At 51.8% G+C, this 255-nt stretch carries 1 protein-coding gene; it reads right to left on the bottom strand.

From position 1 onward, the window contains the following. On the bottom strand, window positions 1–255 hold a 255-nt coding region (locus tag ZA07_RS16070; RefSeq protein WP_197276673.1), incomplete at both ends, for a hypothetical protein.

Here is a 255-nt window from a genome sequence, read left to right on the forward strand (position 1 = left end):
TTACATCATCTCCTGCAGATACAACCAATTCTGGTGTTTCAGGTTGGGTCACTGTAACCGTTACTGAATCTGTGGAAGAACACTCGCCGGTTGTTACCGTTACCTCATAGGTCGTGGTTGCCGATGGGCTTACCTCAATACTCTGGGTCACGGCCCCGTTGCTCCACTGATAGCCCTCACCACCGGTTGCGGTCAACACAACTGTGGATCCTACTTCCATGCTCACATCTGATCCTGCATCGGCAGTTGGTAAGG

This window comes from Mangrovimonas sp. ST2L15 (genome assembly GCF_001280515.1).
Taxonomy (GTDB): Bacteria; Bacteroidota; Bacteroidia; order Flavobacteriales; family Flavobacteriaceae; genus Mangrovimonas; species Mangrovimonas futianensis.